This window comes from Deinococcus sp. YIM 77859, assembly GCF_000745175.1.
Lineage (GTDB): Bacteria > Deinococcota > Deinococci > Deinococcales > Deinococcaceae > Deinococcus.
On sequence record NZ_JQNI01000002.1, the window covers coordinates 919,621 to 936,656 of the forward strand.

14 protein-coding genes are annotated in these 17,036 nt (G+C 68.9%); 10 read left to right on the forward strand and 4 right to left on the reverse strand.

Annotated elements, in window-relative coordinates; translation table 11 throughout:
- Positions 1 to 108: 108 nt before the first annotated feature.
- Entirely contained in the window at positions 109 to 2,388 is a 2,280-nt protein-coding gene (locus tag EI73_RS04665; RefSeq protein ID WP_034387745.1) for a bifunctional (p)ppGpp synthetase/guanosine-3',5'-bis(diphosphate) 3'-pyrophosphohydrolase, read from the forward strand.
- On the opposite strand, the gene deoD is transcribed toward EI73_RS04665, so the two are convergent.
- Complete coding sequence (deoD, locus tag EI73_RS04670; protein WP_034384700.1) at positions 2,385 to 3,098, reverse strand: purine-nucleoside phosphorylase; 714 nt, start codon at positions 3,096 to 3,098, stop codon at positions 2,385 to 2,387. The two genes, EI73_RS04665 and deoD, sit on opposite strands and share 4 nt — an antisense overlap.
- A gap of 43 nt (positions 3,099 to 3,141) precedes the next feature.
- Positions 3,142 to 4,158 (reverse strand): nitronate monooxygenase family protein, encoded by a 1,017-nt coding sequence (locus EI73_RS04675; RefSeq protein ID WP_034384702.1) that lies wholly within the window; start codon positions 4,156 to 4,158, stop codon positions 3,142 to 3,144.
- 328 nt (positions 4,159 to 4,486) lie between these two features.
- On the opposite strand from EI73_RS04675, the gene EI73_RS04680 reads away from it, so the two are divergent.
- Genes EI73_RS04680 through EI73_RS04690 form a run of 3 tightly spaced genes read left to right on the forward strand, consistent with a single transcriptional unit; the run spans position 4,487 to position 9,950 of the window.
- Positions 4,487 to 6,076 (forward strand): peptide chain release factor 3, encoded by a 1,590-nt coding sequence (locus tag EI73_RS04680; RefSeq protein ID WP_034384704.1) that lies wholly within the window; start codon positions 4,487 to 4,489, stop codon positions 6,074 to 6,076.
- Between the two features lie 4 nt (positions 6,077 to 6,080).
- Positions 6,081 to 9,431: a DEAD/DEAH box helicase gene (locus EI73_RS04685; RefSeq protein WP_034384706.1), complete on the forward strand. Its 3,351-nt coding sequence runs from the start codon at positions 6,081 to 6,083 to the stop codon at positions 9,429 to 9,431.
- Positions 9,432 to 9,461: 30 nt separating this feature from the next.
- A complete protein-coding gene (locus EI73_RS04690) occupies positions 9,462 to 9,950 on the forward strand; it encodes a hypothetical protein (protein ID WP_034384708.1) in 489 nt (162 codons plus the stop codon).
- Between the two features lie 216 nt (positions 9,951 to 10,166).
- Here EI73_RS04690 and EI73_RS16200 read toward each other — a convergent pair whose 3' ends face one another.
- Positions 10,167 to 10,349 (reverse strand): hypothetical protein, encoded by a 183-nt coding sequence (locus EI73_RS16200; protein ID WP_156103458.1) that lies wholly within the window; start codon positions 10,347 to 10,349, stop codon positions 10,167 to 10,169.
- 82 nt (positions 10,350 to 10,431) lie between these two features.
- On the reverse strand, positions 10,432 to 10,665 hold the full coding sequence (locus EI73_RS16205; RefSeq protein WP_156103459.1) for a hypothetical protein: 234 nt from the start codon (positions 10,663 to 10,665) through the stop codon (positions 10,432 to 10,434).
- A 932-nt stretch (positions 10,666 to 11,597) separates the two neighbouring features.
- Between EI73_RS16205 and EI73_RS16210 the strand changes: the two genes are divergently transcribed.
- From EI73_RS16210 to EI73_RS04720, 6 genes are all read left to right on the forward strand, one after another.
- Complete coding sequence (locus EI73_RS16210; RefSeq protein WP_027460404.1) at positions 11,598 to 12,008, forward strand: hypothetical protein; 411 nt, start codon at positions 11,598 to 11,600, stop codon at positions 12,006 to 12,008.
- 153 nt (positions 12,009 to 12,161) lie between these two features.
- A complete protein-coding gene (locus EI73_RS04705; RefSeq protein WP_231557287.1) occupies positions 12,162 to 12,419 on the forward strand; it encodes a hypothetical protein in 258 nt (85 codons plus the stop codon).
- 103 nt (positions 12,420 to 12,522) lie between these two features.
- Positions 12,523 to 16,005, forward strand: coding sequence for a hypothetical protein (locus EI73_RS04710; RefSeq protein ID WP_156103460.1), 3,483 nt, complete (start codon positions 12,523 to 12,525; stop codon positions 16,003 to 16,005).
- On the forward strand, positions 16,002 to 16,526 hold the full coding sequence (locus tag EI73_RS04715; protein ID WP_034384715.1) for a hypothetical protein: 525 nt from the start codon (positions 16,002 to 16,004) through the stop codon (positions 16,524 to 16,526). Before EI73_RS04710 ends, EI73_RS04715 begins: the two co-directional genes overlap by 4 nt.
- Positions 16,523 to 16,747, forward strand: a complete 225-nt coding sequence (locus EI73_RS16215) for a hypothetical protein (RefSeq protein WP_156103461.1) — start codon at positions 16,523 to 16,525, stop codon at positions 16,745 to 16,747. Before EI73_RS04715 ends, EI73_RS16215 begins: the two co-directional genes overlap by 4 nt.
- Positions 16,744 to 17,034 (forward strand): hypothetical protein, encoded by a 291-nt coding sequence (locus tag EI73_RS04720; protein WP_034384716.1) that lies wholly within the window; start codon positions 16,744 to 16,746, stop codon positions 17,032 to 17,034. The genes EI73_RS16215 and EI73_RS04720 overlap by 4 nt, the downstream gene beginning before the upstream one ends.
- Positions 17,035 to 17,036 lie beyond the last annotated feature (2 nt).

The window sequence follows — 17,036 nt, forward strand, 5'->3', positions numbered from 1 at the left end:
GCCGCTCTTACGGTTTCCCCCGGGGAGGGGTGAAGCCACCTTTCTTGCTCGGCGGGGCGCGCTATGCTGCCCCCCGTGCAGGCCCCGCAAGAGCGCACCGAACATGGCATGGAGGAACTCCGCCCGCTGATTGCTGACCGTCCCGCAGAGGAACGCGAGCGGATTGAACGGGCCTATGTGTTCGCACGTGACGCCCACGCGGGCGTGAACCGCAAAAGTGGCGAGCCGTACATCACCCACCCGGTGGCGGTCGCGGTGATCCTGGCCCAACTCGGCATGGACACCGACTCCATCCTGGCAGGGCTGCTGCACGACACCGTTGAGGACGTTGACGGCGTCACCTTTGAAGTCATCGAGGAGCAGTTCGGGGCGGACGTGCGCCGGATCGTGGAGGGCGAGACCAAGGTCAGCAAACTCTCCAAGCAGGGGAGCCAGCAGGCGCAGGTGCACGACACGGGCCGCGACCTACAAGCCGAGAACCTGCGCCAGATGCTCATTGCCATGACGAGTGACATCCGGGTGATCGTGGTGAAGCTCGCCGACCGGCTGCACAACATGCGGACCCTTGGAGCCATGAAGCCCGAAAAGCAGCAGCGGATCGCTCGGGAGACGATGGAGATTTTCGCCCCGCTCGCGCACCGGCTGGGCATCGGACAGATCAAGTGGGAACTCGAGGATTTGGCGTTCCGGTACCTGCATCCCGACGCCTATGCCTACCTGCAAAGCCGGTTGCGGACCCGCCAAGAAGAGCGTGACGCGCTGATCGAGCAGGCCATCCGGCAACTGCGTGAGGCTCTGGAAGATGACCTTGAACTGCCGGAGTGGGTGAGTGATATCGATATCGCGGGCCGCTCCAAGCATCTGTGGAGTATCCACAACAAGATGCAGAAAGAAGGCAAGACGCTGGAGCAGATTTTCGACCTGCTCGCCATCCGGGTGATTCTGACGCCGCGAGAACTCAGCGTGCCCCCCGGCACCGACGAGAAACGCCGCGAGCGGGCCGAGGAGACGCGCGAAAAGCGCATCTGCTACCACACGCTCTCCATCGTGCACTCGATGTGGACGCCGCTGCCGGGCCGCTTCAAGGACTACATCGCTGTCCCGAAGCCCAACGGCTACCAGAGCCTGCACACGACCGTGATCAGCCAGAGCGGTCAGCCCATCGAGGTGCAGATTCGCTCGCGCCGTATGCACGAGGTGGCCGAGTACGGCGTAGCCGCCCACTGGATGTACAAGCAGGGAGCCACACTCGCCCAGCGGGACCGCGAGAACTGGATCGCGCAGCTCCGCGAACTCCAGAACGAGATCAACGACGCTTCGGACTACCTCGACGCGGTCAAGACCGACATCCTCTCGCAGCGCGTGCGGGTCTTTACACCCAAGGGCCTGGCGATCAGCCTCCCGGCGGGGAGCACGCCCATCGACTTCGCCCATCACATCCACACCCGGATTGGCGAGACGACGGTGGGCGCGCGGGTGAATGGCAGCATCGTGCCGCTCAGTCACCGGCTCAAAAACGGCGATATGGTCGAGATTGTGACCAGCAAGAACAGCAAGCCCAGTCAGGGCTGGCTGAATTTTGCCGTCACGCGCAGCGCGCGCGCCAAGATTCGCCACTTCTTTCGCCAGCAGGAGCGTGAGGAAGCCCTTCAGCGCGGGCATGACCTGCTGGAACGCTACCTGCGCAAGCGGCAACTGCCCGTACGGCAGCTGATGCGCACCAAGCTGCTCGAGGAAGCCACCCAAAAACTCATCGGCACCCGCAACCCCGACGACCTCTACCTCGCCCTGCATGCGGGCAAGCTCACGCCCAGCATGGTGGGCCGCCTGCTTTCGCCCAGCCTGGCGCAGGAGCAGGCCGCCGCACCAGCCCAGGCCCGTACGCCCGCGCCTCAGCTTCCGGCGCCGGGTGGAGTGTACGTAGAGGGCCTCAGCACCGCCACCAAGCTTGCCCACTGCTGTCATCCCATTCGCGGCGACCAGATTATGGGGTACCTCACCCGGGGCCGAGGCGTCAGCATTCACCGCATCGATTGCCCCAACATGATCCGGCTGCTCAAGGACGAGCCCGAGCGGTGCGTGGCGGCCTCTTGGGATTCCGGCACGCCGGGCGGCACGATTGTGGACCTCGATGTGGTCGCGCCCGACCGTCCGGGCCTGCTGGCCGACGTGCTGGGTGTGCTGGCGGCCGAGAAGCGCAGTCCGATGAAGGTCGAGGCGGGGGTGAGCGCCGACAACACCGCTCACATCTACCTGCGTCTGGCCGTGACCGGGCAAGCCGATGTAGAAGCCGTGCGCGGAGCGATTCTGCGCGTTCCTGGCGTCAGCGACGTGCTGCGCGCCGGGAAGAACGGCAAGAATGGTGGCCGGGGGCGAGTGGGCGCCTAAACTTCCCCCCCCAGTGCCGCGTCGAGCGCGACCTCGATCATCCCATTGAAGGTCTTCTGGCGTTCCTCGGCGGTGGTTTCCTCACGGGTGACGAGGTGATCCGAGACGGTCAGGATGGTGAGGGCCCGTACGCCGTACTTTGCCGCGAGGGTATACAGCCCCGCGGCTTCCATCTCCACCGCGAGCACGCCGTACTGCGCCCAGAGTCGGTAGCCCTCCGGATCGTCCTGATAGAAGGTGTCCGAAGACAGGATGTTGCCGACGTGGGTGGCCAAGCCGCGTTTCTGAGCGATCTGGTAGGCGCGCTGCAGGAGGCCAAAATCCGCGATCGGGGCGAAATTGCGCGGGCCAAAGCGGATGTTGTTGATGTTGGAGTCGGTGCAGGCCGCCTGGGCAAGCACGAGGTCGCGGACATGAACCTGCGGCTGATAGCTCCCGCAGGTGCCCACGCGAATGAGGTTCTGGCAGCCGTACTCCCGGATCAGCTCATGGACGTAGATCATGGAGGAGGCGATCCCCATGCCAGTCCCCTGCACGCTGACCCGCTGGCCGCGGTACGTGCCGGTAAAGCCCAGCATGCCGCGCACGGTGTTGTGCTGTACCGGATTCTCAAAAAAGGTTTCCGCGATGTGCTGCGCGCGCAGGGGATCGCCGGGCAGCAGGACGGTTTCGGCGATCTCGCCGGGCTTGGCATTCAGGTGAACACTCACGCGGCCTAGGGTAGCAGCCCAGCCCCCGCGCCGTGACGCCGGATCAATCCGGCCACAACCCCGCCAGAAGCTGCGCCGCCGACCCTTCCTGTCCCCGATGCGCGCCCTCACCCGCCCAGAGGCTCAGGAACTCGGCGCGGCCCGCTTTGGCTGCTGCTGTCCGCAGGTCGCGCGTCAGGGCATTCTGAAGGGGATAGGGAAGCGGGTGCCGGACCTCTGCGGTCACCCGGTTGGCAAGGCCACGGGCCGTTCGGCCAGAAAAAGCCCGCGTGAGGGTGGTTTGGCCAGGTTGCGCCGTGGCGAGGGCCGCCCGGTACGGCCTGGAGGTGCCTGCCTCGGCGGCCCGCAGAAAGGCCGTGCCGCACTGGGCCAGGCTGGCCCCGGCGTTCAGCGCCGCGCGCACGTCCGCTGCGTCCATCAGGCCGCCCGCCGCGATCACCGGGAGCGAAATGGCCTGCGCCACCGCCCGCGTGAGGGCCAGCGTGTCCGCCCGTTCGTCGTGCCACCAGCCGCCCCGGTGTCCGCCTGCCGCGCCGCCCTGGGCAACCACCGCATCCACGCCATCTGCCGCGAGCGCGCGGGCTTCCTCTACGCCGGTCGCTGTGCCCATCACCAGAATGCCCGCCGCGTGCAGGGACGCCAGCTCAGCCGTGCCCAGGCGGCCAAAGGTGAAGGAGAAGACGGCAGGCCTCAGCTCCAGCACAGCCTCTACTTGCGCGCCGAAGTCTTCCTGCACGCGCTCCGGCAGCGTGGGCGGGGGCAGCCCCAGTTCGGCGTACAGCGGCGCGAGGTCAGCCACGGCCGCCGTGACCTCCGCCTCTGTCACGGGCGGCGGGGGTTCGGGCACGAACAGGTTGACCGCAAAGGGCCTAGCTGTGCGCGACCGCACCCCCTCGCCCGCCTCCCGAAGCTGAGCCGGGGTGAGGTACGCCGCCCCCAGGCTGCCTAACCCGCCTGCCTGCGACACCGCCGCCACGAGTTCCGGCGTGGTCGGTCCACCCGCCATCGGGGCCTGGATGACCGGAACGCGCAGGCCCAGGCGTTCCATCAGGGGATTCATGGTGTCAGCTTAAGGGGCCTGCGCCGTACCCTGCACCCATGACCCGGCTCTTTCCTCGGCCTGAACCGCGTTTCCCGCGGCCGGGCCTCCTCCCCGCCGCCCGTTTCTCCCGCGTGAATTCGTGGACCAGGCGCGACTTCCCTTGCTGGACGACGTGGTCATCTCCACGCGCTGGCTCCTCACCCTCCGTTCCGGCGCTTCCTTCCCTGCGGTATCATGTCCCGATGACGCACCTCCTCCCGCCCCCGTAGCGCGAGTCGCAGGTGCCGCGTTCTTCCGTTGTTTTCCCTTCAAACCGGGCACCCTTGTCTGCCCGCAGGAGTTTGCCGTGACCATCCCCACCGCCCAGCTTGACCACGAGATCGCCCGCCGCCGGACCTTTGCGATCATTTCCCACCCGGACGCCGGGAAGACGACCATCACCGAGAAGCTGCTGCTGTACGGCGGCGCGATTCAGGAGGCGGGCAGCGTGACGGCCAAAGAGGGCCGCTCGCACACGCGGTCCGACTGGATGAGCATCGAGCAGCAGCGCGGGATTTCTATCTCGTCCTCCGCACTCACCTTTGAGTACGCTGGGCGCCACATCAACCTGCTCGACACGCCCGGCCACCAGGACTTTTCTGAAGACACCTACCGGACCCTCACCGCCGCCGACTCGGCCCTGATGGTGCTCGACGCGGCGCGCGGCGTGCAGTCGCAGACGGAGAAGCTCTTTGCAGTGTGCCGCAACCGGGGCATTCCGATCCTCACTTTCGTGAACAAGATGGACCGCCCGGCGCTCGACCCCTTTGAGCTGCTCGCGCAGGTGGAGAACACGCTCCGAATCACCGCCGTGCCGCTCACCTGGCCCATCGGCGACGGCCCCGATTTCAAGGGTGTCTATGACCTCCAGACCGAGCAGGTGCTCGTCTTCGAGCGCACGTCGGGCGGCAAGCACCGTGCGCCCGTGCAGACGGCAGGACTCACGGACCCGCAGCTCGAGGCACTGGTGGGGCCGGACCTCGCCGCCAAACTCCGCGAAGACGTGGAACTCATCCAGGGGGCGGTGCCCGAATTCGACGCGGGCGCGTTCCTGGCGGGTGACCTTACCCCAGTCTTTTTCGGCTCCGCGATGAACAATTTCGGCGTCGAGCACTTCCTAAAGAACTTCGTGGAGCTCGCGCCGCCCCCTGGCCCGGTGGAGACGAACCTGGGGCAGCGGGCCCCGGACGCGCCCTTTGCGGGCTTTATCTTCAAGCTCCAGGCCAACATGAGCCGGGCCCACCGTGACCGCACCGCCTATATGCGGGTGATGAGCGGCCACTTTACGCGCGGCATGGACGTGACCCATACCCGCACCGGGCGCAAGCTGCGGCTCTCGCAGGCCCACAGCCTCTTTGCCCAGGACCGCGAGAAGGTGGAGGAGGCCTATCCCGGTGACATCGTGGGGCTGGTGAACCCCGGCGTGTTTCAGATCGGGGACGTGGTGAGCGTGGATCCCAAGGTGACGCTGCCCTCCTTCCCGCGCTTCACGCCGGAAACCTTTGCCACCCTCTCCCTCAAGGACGTGGGCAAGCGCAAGGCGTTCATCAAGGGCCTCACCCAGCTCGCCGAGGAAGGCGTGGTGCAGGTCTTCTACCCGACCGACGGCGCCCGTGAGCCCTACCTGGGCGCGGTGGGTCCCCTCCAGTTCGAGGTCTTTCAGGCCCGCTTGCAGGAAGAATACGGCGTGGACGTGGACCTCCACGTGACCGGCTATCAGCTTGTGCGCTGGCTGGCGGGTGATCCGGGGAGCGTGGCCCGCTTTGCCCGTCACGTGGAGGACGACCAGGGCCGCCCGGTGATGCTCTTTCGCTCCCGCTACGACCTGGAGTACACGCAGGAGCAGCACCCGGACATCGAGTTCCTGCCGCTGCCCCGGGATCTGACGCGGGTGTGATCCGATGAAGCTGGAGCGTGTCCCGGCCACCTTGTTCAGCATGTCCGCCGTCAGCGCGGCGCTGAACCTCAGCGCGAAGGCGGTTCGTGACCTGCGCCTTACCCGGACCCGCTTCGGCTACACGGGTGAGGCGCAGGTGAAAGAAAACGGGCGCCTCTACCGGCAGACTTTCCTGCTGAATCCTGAGGGCATCTTGACGGGGGGCGAATGCGGCTGTGGCAAGAAGGGTTGCCCCCACCTCGCCCGCGTGCTGCTGAGTCCAGCGCTGGAACGGGCGCTCGCGGAGGCGGGCGCGGAGGAGCCGGAGGCGAACGTGCCGGACGTGCCGGACGCACCCGAGGCTGAACCCCTGCCCCTCGCCACCCCCTTGCGGACCTGGCTGGACAGGGCAGCGGGGCTGGCGGCGGGAGGGCGGCAGAGCCTGCGCTACGACCTCAGCCTGCTGAGCCGTTCGGGGAAAGAGGTGCTCGCGCTGCGGGTGTGGCGGGTGCTGGAGCACCGGGGCGAGTGGCAACGCACCGCGAGCTTCACGCTGCCGCCCACGCTGCGCTGGGCCCAGGGGCCGCGGGGGGAGCGGGTCCAGACCCTGCCCGACTCCATCCGTCCTGACCACGACCTTCTTCAGCTCCTCGCGCTGGGGGCCGAGAGCAGCGTGCGGGGCGGCGAGGAAACGTGGTTCCTGGGAGACCACCCCCTCACGGACCCGCTGCTTGCGCGGCTCAGGGACACCGGGCGGCTCTTCTGGACGGGGCGGCAAGCGCCCCTCGTGTCTGGTCCCGACCTGCCCGCCACCCTCGAATGGGCGATGGACGTGGGCGGCGTGCAGCGGCCCCGGCTCACGCTGCCGGAGGGGGTGCGCGTCCTGCCCGTCTCACCGCGCTGGTACCTGAACGAGGCAGCGGGGACGCTGGGCCGCGTCACTTCCCCGCTGCCGCCCGCCCTAGAACAGGCCCTGCTGAGCGTGCCGCCCGTGCCGCCCGCCCAGGCGGCTGGGTTCGCGCGGGCTCTGCAGGAGCGTTTTCCGGCGCTGGCGGTGCCCACCCCCCGCCCTATTCCGGTACGCCGCGTCCCGCTGGCCTATCAGCCGCTTCTGACGCTGTGTGAGGAACGGGTGGAGGTGACCCGCCGCCGGGGAGGCCGCCGGGTCACCTCCGAGGAGCGGCTTGGTGTGGCCCGACTCACCCACCTCTATGACGGTCAACCCCTCACCACCGAGCGACAACGCTTTGAGGACGGCGTGCTGCACCTGGCCGCGCGCGATCCTGCCGCCGAGAAGCGCGCCGCCGCGCAGCTTGCCCGCACGGGCCTGCGGCGGCTTCAGAACCTGCGCCCGCGCGGCGACCTCCTGCGTCACCCCGCTGCTGCGTTCCTGTACGCCTTTGCCGACGAGGGCCACTGGCAGGCATTTTTAAAGGACACCGTCCCCAAGCTGGGGGCAAAAGGCTTTCGCGTCGTGGTGGAGGACAGCTTCCCCTACCGCTTCGCGGAGGTCGAGGACTGGTACGGCGAGGCGCAGGAGGAGGGCGGCTGGTTCACTCTCGAACTCGGCGTGATCGTGGACGGCCAGCGCCACAGCCTCATTCCCATCCTCGTTTCCCTGATCGCCGAGCATCCCGAGCTGTTTACGCCCGAAGCCCTCGCTGCGCTGGGGGACGATGACCTCATCACAGCGCGCCTCCCCGACGGGCGCCGGCTGCCGCTTCCCGCCGGGCGCGTCCGGGCGATCCTCAGCGTGCTTGTCGAGCTGCACCTGCGCGAGTTGCCCCCAGGGCCCCTGAGGCTGCCCATCCTCGACGCTGTTCGCCTCGCTGCGCTTGAAGAGGCCCTCAAGGCCCGCTGGCTGGGAACCGAACGCCTGCTGGAGCTGGGCCGCCGCCTGCGGTCCTTTCAGGGCGTCTCGGAGGTCACGCCGCCCGCCGGTCTGCGGGCCGAGCTGCGCCCCTACCAGCGCCAGGGCCTCGCCTGGCTACAGTTCCTGCGCGAGTACGATCTGGGCGGAATTCTGGCGGATGACATGGGACTGGGGAAGACGCTCGAAACATTGGCCCACCTCCAGACCGAGAAGGAGGCCGGACGCGCCGACCGCCCCAGCCTGGTGGTCGCCCCCACGAGCGTCCTGGGCAACTGGCGTGCCGAGGCCGCCCGCTTCACCCCCGGCCTGAACGTCCTGACGCTGCACGGTCCGGGGCGCAAGGCCGACTTCGCCCGCATTCCCGAGTACGACCTCGTGCTGTCCACCTATCCCCTTTTGCCGCGCGATGTTGACGCCCTGCGCCAGCATGAGTTTCACCTCCTGGTGCTCGACGAGGCGCAGAACATCAAGAATCCCAGGAGCGCGGCGGCGAAGGCGGCCGGGGCGTTGAGGGCGCGTCACCGCCTCACCCTGACCGGGACGCCCCTGGAAAATCACCTGGGCGAGCTGTGGTCGCAGTTCAACTTCCTCGTGCCGGGCCTGCTGCACGACGAGCAGACCTTCCGCGAGCTGTACCGCACCCCCATCGAGAAGGGGGGCGACCGTGCCCGTCAGGCCGCCCTCGCCGCCCGCGTCAAGCCCTTTATCCTGCGCCGCGAGAAACGCGACGTGGCCAAGGAACTCCCGCCCAAGACCGAGATTCCGGTGCGGGTCACGCTCGACGGCGACCAGCGCGACCTCTACGAGACGGTGCGCGTGACCATGCTGGAGCGGGTGCGCGAGGAGCTCGGCGCGCGCGGCCTGGCCCGCTCCACCGTCGCCATCCTCGACGCGCTGCTCAAATTGCGGCAGGCGGCGACGGATCCCCGGCTGGTGAAGTTGGAGGCCGCCCGCCGGGTCAAGGGGAGCGCCAAGCTCGACTGGCTCGCGGGGAACCTCCCGCAGATGGTGGAGGAGGGCCGCCGGGTGCTGATCTTCTCGCGGTTCGCCACGCTGCTGGGCCTGCTGGAAGAGACCCTGACCGAGCTGGGCATCGGGTACGCCAAGCTCACCGGGCAGACGAAGAACCGCGCCGCGGCGATGGAGCGGTTTCAGAACGGCGAGGTCCCGGTCTTTTTGATCAGCCTGAAGGCCGGGGGCGTCGGCCTCAACCTCACCGCTGCCGATACCGTCATTCACCTCGATCCGTGGTGGAACCCCGCTGCCGAGAACCAGGCCACCGACCGCGCCTACCGCATCGGGCAGGACAAGCCGGTGTTCGTGTACAAGCTGATCGCGGCGGGCAGTGTGGAGGAACGCATTCTGGACCTTCAGCAGAGGAAGGCCGCGCTGGCCAAGGGCGTGCTGGACGGCGGCCTCACCAGCGCCACGCAGCTCACCTCGCGCGACCTCGACGTGCTTTTTGCCCCGCTCGACGAGGAGTGGGCGCCCGCCCCGGTCTAAGCGCCGGTGCCGGGTTTTAGACTGGGAGCCATGGCCCGGTTTCTTTCCGTTCCCGCCTGCCTGTGCCTGCTGCTCCTGAGTGCCTGCACACCCCGCCTCCAAAACCTGCCTGGTCTGTCTCGACCCACGACCTTTGCCGCTGGTCAGAGCTGGCTGGTGCAGGGCCGCGACGGTGAGCGGCTGGTCAGTGCCGAGGTCGCGACTGGCCGCTTCGGCACCTATGACATGGACCGCAGCGACGTGCCCGCGGGGGGAGAACAGGCCAGTATTCGGGTCCGCAGCAACCTCACCCCGGTGATGACCCTGCGCCTGCTGTTTCCCGGCAGCACGCCCATGATCGTGCAGACCGTGGCGACGGGTGAGACGGATTTCCTCTGGAACGCCGGACAGGCCGGCGCCGTGTACCGCTGCCGCGTGCGGGCGGGCGAACCCGGACTCGACTACCTCTCGGGCGACTTTGTGCGGGTGGAGGAGGGCAAAGAAGTCCCGTTGGGGAGCTGCGGGGTGCGGCGGCGGTAGAGGCTGAGAAGAAGTTGCCTCCTTTGTGTAGAGCTGCCGAAAAGAACAGCGACAGGCACAGAGAGGGGAGGTGGCGCAGGAAGGCGGCTCCCTGCTTCTCGCTGTACGCAGTCAGGGGCTGTCCGTGAACCTCCAGGCCGCTGACGCTGACGAGCACCATGACCTGCGTGGAGAGGCCGCCCTCTGCGTATTGCTCGCCCGGCCCCACGTCCACCGTCACGTTGTTCGCGAGGTCGGCGGGTGGGGAATGATCGCCTCCGAGACCGGGGTGGTGTGCGTGGGCTGGTCCTGCGCAACGGTGCCCGCCTGCCCAGGAATGCCCAACGCGAGCGGGCGCAGGCAGCGGCACAACCCCCCCGGCGTACGGAGGGTCAGGAAGGAACGGGTGTCGGCGGGCATGGGTTCAGTCTGCGGGGAGCAGTGACACCCGGCAGAAGAAAACCGCCCCGAGGGGGGGCTCAACGTTCCCTGCGGAGAACAGTCAGGCGTAGGGCGAAGGTGTGGTCGTAATACGCCGATCCGACCACTCAGGTTCTGCCAGACTGGCGAGCCAATCCCGAGCGCCCCGAATGCCGTTTGCATAGGCGGTAGCCTCGTCAAGCGCCGCGTTACAGGCGACCTCGTCCCATTGTCCGGCACGGATGAGACCGTCCACACGATCAGAAAGCTCGCGCATGGCACGCGAGTCAACCCGTTTACGTTCCAGAACCGTCATCATCCACCTCCAGCAGGGCATGAATCTCTCGTACCGATCCCATACCCGCCACGATCTCGGCTCATGCGTTCCTGCTGTTGGTATACAGAGGCGCCACATGGGCTACATTTGGCCTCCTCACACCTGTCAGCGGGTGAGGCAAAAACAAAAAACCCCGCGTGTAGCGGGGCTTTTTCTTGGTGGGTCGCCCGGGACTCGAACCCGGAACCCGCTGATTAAAAGGAGACGTAAGGGCGGGCCGGGGATGCCCTGCCCCTTCCCCTTTTCTGTCGCTGGGCGCTGTCTGGGAGGGCATTCATGGCGAAAGCCCATCCGGGGCTTTCCGGCGAAAAAGGGGCACTTTCTGGCCCATATGGGCCACGCTTGGCCCACGGGTGCCCTGTAGTATTCGGCCCTTTACGTAATCTGCTACGCTGTACGGCATGGCACCCGCCCCCAGCCTGAACGCCTACGCGCCCGGAACATGGGCGCGGGTGGCGTCCCCGGTGACGTGGGCAGCTCACACCCTGACGCCCGGCGGTATGTTCGGCGCGAAAGTTGTACGCGGGCCGCTGATTGTTTGGGCCAAAGGGGGCGGCGAAGGGGAAGACCTGCCGCACCTGGGGCCGCCCCAGCCCTCGCCGCTGGAAGTGGCAGCGGCCCGGCTGAACATGGCCCCGCACTTTCTGGCCTTCCAACGGGCGACGCGGGGGCGGGGGCACATCTCAAAGGGGCCGCGCCGGGGGCGGCGCGTGGGGATGTTGGTCCTATGGCGTATGAAGCTGGGGTCTAAGCTTGGCTATATCAAAAAGCAGGCCCTTGCATGGGTTGTGTTTCTTGCCATGAGAGAAGCCCGCCGCGTGGCGGGTCTCCGAGGGGCTACGGCCCAGTGCGTTGTCCTTAGCCCCTCGGAGAAGAAGAAGGCCCGGCGGTCCATTGAAGAAGAACGCCGTATGGAAAGGCTGCGGGCACTCGCCCCCGCGTGGGCAGATGAAAGCAACCCGGATGGCGTGGACTGGGAGTACCTGCGGGAGCTTGCCGATAACTGCTATGTGGCATGGCAGCCGGAAGAACAGCCGGAGCAGTTCACTTTCTGGAAGGCAGGCGGGGCGCGGGACATGCTGGCCTATGCCCTGCTTACCCATGACAGCCGGGCAGCGCGGGCCATCATGCGGGCTATGAAGCGGCAGGCGCGGCAGGCTTCCCTCGCCCTCACCCTCGCCCTTCGCGCCCTTGAAGCTGCCGCCTACCGCGCCCACCTCGCCCGGCGGGTTAAGCCTGTTTCTCGCCGCACACGTGCCCCCCGGCCCCTGTACGCCCGGCCACGGCCCCCCACCGCACCCCTAGCACCCCCCCTGGCCTGAGCTGCCGGGCTGCTTCGAGTATGGCGAAGCGGCACGCGGTAGGCCCGGCCCTGCTTTGACGTGTGGCCCCTGTCCCCAGTGGACAGGCGCGGCCCCTCAGACATGCACCCCTGACCCGGCTTTGATACAGCCCGGTCAGGGGCAGGGGAACATATGACGCTGAACCTAGACCCTCACGCGGCGGCCCGCCCGGACGTGCTGCCCGCAGAAGACCGGATGCTCAGCCCTCAAGCCCTGTGGAAGCGCTACGGGCTGCCCCGTGACCTGATTTACAGGGCGATTGGAGAGGGCGAGCTGCCCGCCTACAACACGGCCCGGCGGGGTAGGCCCCGCTATTTGGTCGCCCTGCCGGACTTCCTCACGTGGCGCGAAAGTCTGCGGGTGGCCCCTGCGGCGAAGGGCAACAAATGACGCCCGGCGGGAAGACCGGGCGAGTGGGCGAAGCGGGGTGGCTCCGGACACAGCATAACGGGCAGCGCGGCCCGCTGTGTCCCCCTCGCCTGGGGGGTGGGCGATGAGCGCCTTAATGAACGCCCTGCGGCACCCCGCGAACCGTCCGGGGGCGTTGGTCCGGCGGCTGGCGGGCATCGTCAACCCGGCGGCAGACTTACGCGGCCTGGAAGACGGGGGCGGCGTGGTGTGCGACTTCCGGCCCGGTCTCGAAGAGAAAGACCCGTCCCTGTCGGTGAGCATGGGCAGGGACGGGGCGGTCTTCAAGCGCTTTGGCGGGGACGGCTTCGAGGGGGGCGCACTCGCCTTTACCGCGTCGGCCCTGGGGATAAGCGAAGGCGAGGCGGCGCGGCTGCTGATTGAGTGGGCCGGAATCCCCGACACGCCCCCCGAAGACCGGAAGGGACGGGGGCGGGCCACGCTGGACCGGAAGCGGGGCAAGTCCCCCAGCCCGGCGAAGGAAGAGGGCAAGAAAGCCCGGCAGGGCGGGTCGCCGGGAACGGTCGCCCCCCGACGGGTTAGCCCGGACACCGTGCGGGAAAAGCTGGCCCTCCAGGGACCGCTCACCCCGGACGCCCTGGCCCACGCCCTGCGGGGGTGGGTGCCCATCGAAGCGGGGGAAGACAGCCCGGAACATGCGGAACTCGCCCGGCGCGGCCTCTCCCCTGCCCTAGAGTCCGGCATCCTGCGGGCCTACCGCTTCGCCGGGAAGGTGGGGCGGGAAGGTGGCCCGTGGAAGACCTACCGCTTGCCGCGCTTTGTCTTGCCCGGTGCCGTGGCCTTCGAGGTACGCGGCCCGGACGGCAAAGCCTGGGCGGTCAAGGTGCGGAACCCCGGCAGTAAGGCAGACCTGGAAGCGGCGAAGGCAAACAGATACGCCTACCTCACGAAAGGCGGCCACAGCCCGGCATGGTGCGCCCCCGGCTTCGAGGGGGACGCCGCCCGGCCCATGCTCGCCATAGAAGGCGAACTGAACGCGGTAGCCGTGCAGGTGATGCTCGAAGCGGCGGGGCAGGGCCACGCTTACCGGGTGCAGGGGGTGGCGAGCGCTTCCGCGTGGCCCCACCTGCACGGCCTGGAAGCGGGCCGCGTGGCCTACCTCTATGCGGACCCGGACGCGGAAGGGGACGCGGCGCGGGGCGCGTGGGCGGCCCTGTGCGCAAGTGCGGGGGCCACGGTGCGGCAGGTGGGGCGCGGGGGCGGCGCGGGGGCGCACGTCATCCCCTTCGCCTTTCCTTCGCCGTCCGGGTCCGGGGACGTGACGGGTGGGGATGCCTGTGACGCCCTGGGGCGGGTGCCGGACTTCGGGACAGCGGAAGACGTGGCCGCGTGGCAGGGGGCGCGGCTGCTCGAAGCCCTTGAAGAGGCGGGCACGTGGCAGCCCCCAGCGAAGGAAGAGGCCACGCCCGAAGAGGGCCAGGGCGAAGCCGGGGACGTGTGGCTTTCCGACGTGAGCGGCTATGGGGTGCGGGGCGGGAAGCTGTGCGCCCTCAAGATTCAATCGGCAGACGGGCGCGAGTGGGAAAGCGCGGAAACACTCGCGGAGTTCACGGCGTACATCACGGCGGAAGTCTTCGAAGAAGACGGCGCAGGTGAGGCGGCCCGCCTCTTCGAGCTGGAAGGCACGCGCCCGGATGGGGGAAGGCTGCCCCGCGTCCGGGTCACAGCGGCAGAGTTTGAAGGGATGCGCTGGCCTGTGGCGAAGTGGGGCGCGGGCGGCATTGTTCACGCTGGGCAGGGCAAGAAAGACAAGGCGCGGGCGGCTATCCAACTGCTCAGCGCGGCCCGTGGCGTGGCAGAGCGCACGGTCTACCGCCATACGGGATGGATACAGTACCCCCAGCACGGCCCCCTGTACCTCACGGCGGGCGCGGTGATTGGGCGGGCGGGCGCGGTGAGCGGCGTGGAAGTGGACCTCGGCGGTCGGCTCAACGCCTACGCCCTGCCGGACCCCGGCGAAGGAAGCGACCTGCGGGCGGCGGTGCGCCACTCTCTGGCCCTCTTGAACCTCGCCCCGGACCCGGTGGCCGTGCCCATCCTGGGGGCGGTGTACCGCGCCCCCCTGGGGCGGTCAGACTTCGCCGTGTGGCCCACGGGCGAGACGGGCCGCCATAAAACCGCCTTCGCCGCCTTCGCTATGGCGCACTTCGGGGCCGGGTGGCACAGGCGGCACCTGCCGGACGGCTGGAATAGCTCGCCCAACGCCCTGGAAAGCGCGGCCTTCCGGGTGAAAGATGCCCTCTTTCTGATTGATGACTTCAAGCCGTCCGGTCAGGCGGGTGAGGCGGCGCGGATGCACGCGGCGGCGGCCCGGATTCTCCATGGGGTGGCAGACGGGCAGGGGCGCGGCACCCTGACCGCAGACCGCCGGGAACGGGCGGCCCTGTACCCGCGCGGTACGGTCATGTCTTCCAGTGAGCGGCTGCCCCAGGGCTACAGCAACCGGGCGCGGCTTTTGGCGGTGCCCGTCACGGCCCGGCTGATTCACTCGCCCGCTCTCAAGGCGGCCTTTGACGCGGCGGAAGACCTGGGGGCGGCGGGCGTCTATGCCCATGCCCTCGCCGGGTACGTCCGGCACATCGCGGGCCACTTCGGGGAACTCATGGCCGAAGCGCCGGGGCACCGGGACGCGGTGCGGCAGATGACCGGGCACTTCGCGGGACTCCACGGGCGCACGGGTCCGGCGGTGGCTGAACTCGCCTACGGGTGGGGGGTCTTCCTCGCCTTTGCTCTGGAGGTGGGGGCGGTCACGCCCGGCGAAGGCGAGGCCCTGTGGGGCCGGGTGCTCGCGGCGCTGGGGGACGTGGCGCGGGGCCAGGGCGAGCACCTGCGCTCAGAAGACCCGGTAGAGCGGGCGCTCTCCATCCTGGCGGGCCTCTTGGGGTCCGGGCGGGTCTTTCTTGAAGACCGCAGGGAAGGCGGCCCGCCCCAGGTCACGCCGGAAAGGTACGGCTGGGAATACCACCCCCGCCGGGACCGGGACGGCGAAGAAGTAGGCGAGTGGCGCACGCGGCCCGGTGCCACGCGGGTGGGCTGGCACGAAAAAGACGGCGGGGATGAGTGGGGGTACTTCCAGCCGGACGCCTTGCATGAAGCCTTGCAGCGGGCGGCCACGGGGCAGGGCGCGGGGCAGCTTCCCGACGCCGGAACGCTGTGGGCCAACATGCGCGACCGCTTACAGCCCCTGGGGGCCATGCGCTGCGAAGCGGTGAAAAAAGGCGGGCAGGTCACGGGCTGGCGGCCCATGTGGAAAGCCACGGTCTACGGCATGGGCGGGCAGCCCCGTCTGCTGACCCTGCGCTTGCCCATAGACCCCGATATCTTCCATGGTGGGATAAGTGGGATAAATGGGATAAATGGCGAAGAAAGTACGACTGAGACGGCGTTCTCTTCTATCCCATTAACTCTATTTTTCAAGAAAGAGAGTGGGATAAATGGGATAAAAGAGGCCCCTTTCTCTTCGCCGCCCGCCCCCCGTGCCCTGACCCTGGAAGACCTCGAAGACCTGCCGGAAGGGGCAGACCTGCCGGGGACGGTGACGCTGTGAGCGCGGCATCTCTCTTCGCCGCCCTGGAAGCGGCGGGGGCGCGGCTGGCCCTTTCCGAAGACGGCGAGGGCCTGACCCTCAGCGGCAAGCGGCCCCCGGCGGCCCTGCTGGAGGCGGTGCGGGCAGAGCGGGCGGCCCTCCTCGCCCACCTGCGGGGCGCGGCGAAAGAAGAGGCAGCCCCGGCCCCGGCTTCCTCTTCGCCGGACGTGGCCCCCTGGGCAGCCCTGCCCCCGGCGCAGGAAAGGCGCGGCCCGCCCCGCCCGGACTGGGGGGCGCTGTCTGCCCGGCCCGGCCACTGCGGAAGCTGCGCCCGCTGGGAAGAGGCTCCGGACTGGGGGCCGCTGATGGGCGTCTGCGGCTGCCCCCCGGCGGCCTGGCCCGGCGGCTTGCCGCCCCTCGCCATACACGCCGGGCACAGATGCGCGGCCTACCGCGAAGAGGGCGAAGAGGTGGGGCGCGGCTACCGGGCGAAGGGGCAGGCCCCAGCCCCGCGCCCCCGGCCCCGGCGGGTGGCCCCGTGACGGGGGTGGAATGGGCGTGTCTCGCCGCCTACGCCCGGACGCTGCCCCCCGGTCCTACGCGGTCACGGGTGCGGGCGCTGGCCTTAGCGGGCCGCCCCACACGGCAGGGGGTGGCCCTGGGCACGGCGGAAGGGCTGGGCTACCTCTGCCGGGGCAAGCTGACCCCCCAGGGCGAGGCGGTGGCCCGCCATTACCTGCGCCGGGAAGGGCTGGGGCTATGAGCGGCGAAGAGAAGACCCTCACCCCCCACGGCTACGCCCTGGCCCTGGCGCTGCTCTCAGATTCTGAGAGCGTGCCCCTGCCCGTCCGGGTGGCCTGGGCCGCCTTCCTTCGCCGCCATGAACCGCACCCCGCCCACCTGCGCCGGGCGGCCCTGGAAGCGCACGTTACGGGCCACCTGCGGGCGGGCAAACTGACCGCGAAAGGGCGCGGGGACGCGCTGGAATACCTGCGGGGTATCTCCATCCCCCCCCCCGTCTATTCACGGCCCCCACGCGGGGCGAGGTGAGC